This is a genomic window from Bacteroidota bacterium, from assembly GCA_017303975.1.
Lineage (GTDB): Bacteria > Bacteroidota > Bacteroidia > JAFLBG01 > JAFLBG01 > JAFLBG01.
The window spans coordinates 1-4004 of sequence record JAFLBG010000066.1; the positions used below are offsets into that span (position 1 = coordinate 1).

General features: G+C 37.6%; 5 protein-coding genes. All 5 read right to left on the bottom strand.

The genetic code is table 11. The features are described 5' to 3' along the window. Window positions 1-486: 486 nt before the first annotated feature. Window positions 487-1152, bottom strand: coding sequence for a hypothetical protein (locus J0M08_14215; GenBank protein ID MBN8704211.1), 666 nt, complete (start codon window positions 1150-1152; stop codon window positions 487-489). Window positions 1153-1572: 420 nt separating this feature from the next. Next, window positions 1573-2127 (bottom strand): hypothetical protein, encoded by a 555-nt coding sequence (locus J0M08_14220; GenBank protein MBN8704212.1) that lies wholly within the window; start codon window positions 2125-2127, stop codon window positions 1573-1575. Between the two features lie 81 nt (window positions 2128-2208). Next, complete coding sequence (locus J0M08_14225; protein ID MBN8704213.1) at window positions 2209-2472, bottom strand: hypothetical protein; 264 nt, start codon at window positions 2470-2472, stop codon at window positions 2209-2211. Between the two features lie 443 nt (window positions 2473-2915). Continuing rightward, window positions 2916-3404: a hypothetical protein gene (locus J0M08_14230; protein MBN8704214.1), complete on the bottom strand. Its 489-nt coding sequence runs from the start codon at window positions 3402-3404 to the stop codon at window positions 2916-2918. Window positions 3405-3476: 72 nt separating this feature from the next. Next, a partial coding sequence (locus J0M08_14235) for a hypothetical protein (protein ID MBN8704215.1) occupies window positions 3477-4004 on the bottom strand: 528 nt, incomplete at its 5' end.

The following is a 4004-nucleotide window of genomic DNA, read 5'->3' on the forward strand; positions in this document are numbered from 1 at the left end:
CGATGTCCGTTGAAGAGCAGTCAGGGTAAATATTTTGATTTCTTTTTGCACTGTTACAAGAATTAAGCAAATAAAGTGAACAAAGGAGCAGTATTGCTATTAAGAATCTCATATTGCGCATAACGAACAGGGGTTGCTGCTGTGCTGATATTTTATATCGTCCAGCCCGGAACTAAAGCCGAATAGAATTACGTCTGACCGAACCGCTGCTGATAGCGAACAGAAAGATGAGGATTTATTCGTCGTCCCCTGCTACGCAAAGCCTGGGTTTAAAGTAATGTATGGAAAGTATTCCGCAGTGTCTTTAATTGATTGCAGCAAGGCCCTCCTATATTCCAGCTGCAGCAAATGCAATCATTCAAATCAATGCGTATAAACAATAAAAACTGTTGCCGTTCATCATCAATACAATATATATAACACAAGGGAGAACCGTTTAACCCCTTTTACATAGGAACCCTATGTTGTAGGCAGGCTTTTTGCCGATTAATCACTCTGCTCAATTGTCTGCTTAATGTTGTTGCTCCAAATAACAGCATAGTTGTCGGCAAAGTCTTCAACTTGCTTTGCGTTTGCTTTACTCCATTGTCGCTTATAAATATAGTCAACACAATGTCCAATTTCGTGTAAAAGCAATTTTTCTAAATAGTATCTTTTATAGCTTTCATTTGTCCATTGCAAAAACCAGCCATTTTTATCGTGCTGTAAGTTATTACAATATAGTTTGTAAAATCCTAACTGTTTACTTGTTGGCTTGGTCTGTCCAAAAAGCATTTTATTGTCTATTGGAACGGCGTATAGTTTTATCAAATAAACTTTGCTACCACAAACAAATTGTCCTTGTAATGTTTCTCCTTTTAAATAGTCTGATTTTTTGACTTTGTCCAGCCAAACGTGTGTCAAATACTTAGTGTGATTGCTTGGAAGTTTTTTAAGAACTTCTTTTATTTCGTCCACTGTCACGGGAAAATAGAAATCTCTTGAAGTGTTTTCTACAATAAATATTGGTTTTTCTTGGTCTGGTGTCGGTGGTGCTAAGTTGTGTTGGCATTCGAAAATTCCGTCAGCGCATTTTAACCGCGTTCGTCCTCCATGAATGTCGCCAAAATTTCTATTTTTCTTCCAGGCTGTCTCTTTACGATTTTGAATCATACGGAATGTTCATTAAGCTTGCCTACAACGGGAAGGGCATTATGCAGTGGCCAATCGGAGTTACGAAAAGCCGGGTGCGGAATCCCCACCGGAGATTAGAATTACTTTTTTAAGATCATATTCAAAAAAGCCGTGACAGCCCGATATGCCGCCGACCTATATTCTTTCGATGAGAATATATTCTGATAGCCATTACATAAGGCCGGAGTTTAAAGAACATTAATATACGCTTAGCAACGCTTTAAATTATTTAACAATGACAGCAGTGTTATGCCCATCGACATATTATAAAATCATTTAAATCTATTGTGACAGACTAAAAACATGTAATACCTTAGCTGCCATATCAACCTCCGGGCGAACACTCAGAAAACGCTTTACATAGGAAACTAATGTTGGTAGCAACTGTTTATGCTGTTGTCACATCGTTCCAGCTTCGGGCCAATATTTCCAATGAGAGGTTGGCTCTAAAGTTGGCTTGTAAAGTAATGTGTCGCCTGTCGCAATAACTTTTGCTATTAATTGCCAAGTCTCATAACTACTTGGCCGATTATTTTCCCATTCTTCATTATTATGGTCGATTCTCCTTTCATTATGGTCAGTAAAGTCAAATGATTTTAGCAACGCTTCTTTTGAAATATTTAATTCGTTCAATTCGTCGATTTTACTTTCAAACGCTTCTTTTAATTGTTCAGGTGACGGAATTGGAAAAGGCATGCTTTCAATCGGGTCAAAATCGTTTTGATAAAAATCTTTATGAAACCATTCGTCAATTACCAATATTTTTTCTAACTCATTTGGTATGGATTTATATAATTCATCTTCTGTTGCTCTAAATAAATCTCGATGCTTAGTAACTAAAAGTCTTCCAACTTCTTCCACCGATATTTCATTAGGTTCGTATTCTTTTAGTTCAATCCCTGCATTGCGATAATCTTCTTTTGAATGTGAAAGTTCGATTTGTTTATTTCTCACAGTCCAAAATCTTGCATCTGGTTTTAAAGATTCACCTTCAATTGTATTATTGAAACTTTCTTGCTCAATAGGTAAAACGCATTAGGAATTAGAAGTATAACTTTCTCTGTTTTCAAGATTTGTTAAGCAGTTCCCATAGTAAGTGATGACTAAACCAATACTGTCTGCACGAGGATTATACCCCAAAGTTTCAATTGCTAAAGCCCACTTTTCTTGACTATTTCGAAAAATGTTAATTCGAGAGTCAATTGGAAAAACATAAGGATGTCCAAGTTCTACAAATACGGGGTCGTATCCGTTCCGGTAATTGTCTAATGTATAAAGTATTTCTTTCTCTGTTAACATAGTAAGGTGATAGTTTACAATAGCTACCAACGGCCGGGGCTTTGTGCAATGGCCAATCGGAGTTACGAAAAGCCGGGTGCGAAATCCCCGCCGGAGGTTAAAAATACTTTTTAAAGAGAATATTTAAAAAGACCATGCCAGCCCGATATGTCGCAGGGCTTTATTCTGTCGATGAGAATTTATTCTGATGGCCATTACATAAGGCAGGAGTTTAAAGAACATTAATATACGCTTAGCAACGCTTTAAATTATTTAACAACGACAGCAGTGTTATGCCCATCGACATATTATAATATCATTTAAATCTATTGTGACAGACTAAAAACATGTAATACCTTAGCTGCCATATCAACCTCCGGGCGAACACTCCGATAACGCTTTACATAGGAACCCAATGTTGGGCGCCGTACTTTTCGTGTAAACGTTTTGTCCGGTAAAAGCATTCATTTAACAAGATATGTAATTTCCTTTTTGAACGAAATTGCAAACGCATTCATTTCTATGAAACAATTTTTGGGATTACCAGATGTATACTCAATTTTATACGTTGAATTTTCGATGGTTTGTTCTACTCCTAGCAATTTGCCGCCAATAAACATGGCATTATACCACTCACCGGTAATGATGGCTGTGGAATCCTTTATTCTTGTTATCAGTCGTAGTTTCATCCATTTATTTTTGCCAGTGCCATCTTTAAAGTCGGTCTTGATTGTTTGGAAGTTGCTATCGGTCTTTTCTAAAGTATAGCCTGCGTCTAGAAGACTATTTGCGACTTCTCTAAAAGAAACACCCTTTACTTCTATTGTATTTGTCTTCTTGGGAATGGCCTGTTGAGATAATGAGGCGATCGGAAAAAATAAAAATATGTATTTCAACATATGATTTTGGTTTTGGTCAAGGGGAACAAACAAATTGATTACAGTTGTTTTCATTTTAAAATTCTGACTCGAAGCTTGGGAGTTAGTAGGATGACGCCAAGCCCCATGTTAGCGGCAGTGGATCGGTTAGTCAAAGCTAACTTCCTTGTTATTTATCAAGCCATCCCAATACTTTTTTGTCGCAATGCCGACATAATGTCGAGCGGATAGAATGAAATGAACTATGATCCAAACTAGAAAAATAGGTTGCCCATAAAAAAATGGAAGCTTTGCATCTCCGAATTCTTTATAAAGTGTTGTCGTGTTACCTGCAGGACTGTAAGAGAGCAAGCTAAACAGGCCAAGAAAGAGGGTCAATCCTAAAGCTAATACGCCGATCTTATGTCGTAAAGCAAATAATAGGTAGTTCACTGGCAGCAGTAAAAGCCCAAGGTAATGTTTCCAAAATAGACCTCCCTCGCCGGATGCATACTTCCACAAAAGTATAACTGCCGAAATTGTGAGGATAAGAAGCGGGATTAAGTCTAAATAGCTTTTTATTTTGCTTTTCGTCATAGTCAAGGATTGGTTGCCATTACAGCTAACGGGCAGGTATTGCCGATGGTGGGGGATTTTATATTCGTCCGCCCGGAACTGCTGCCTGGCTTTTTGATA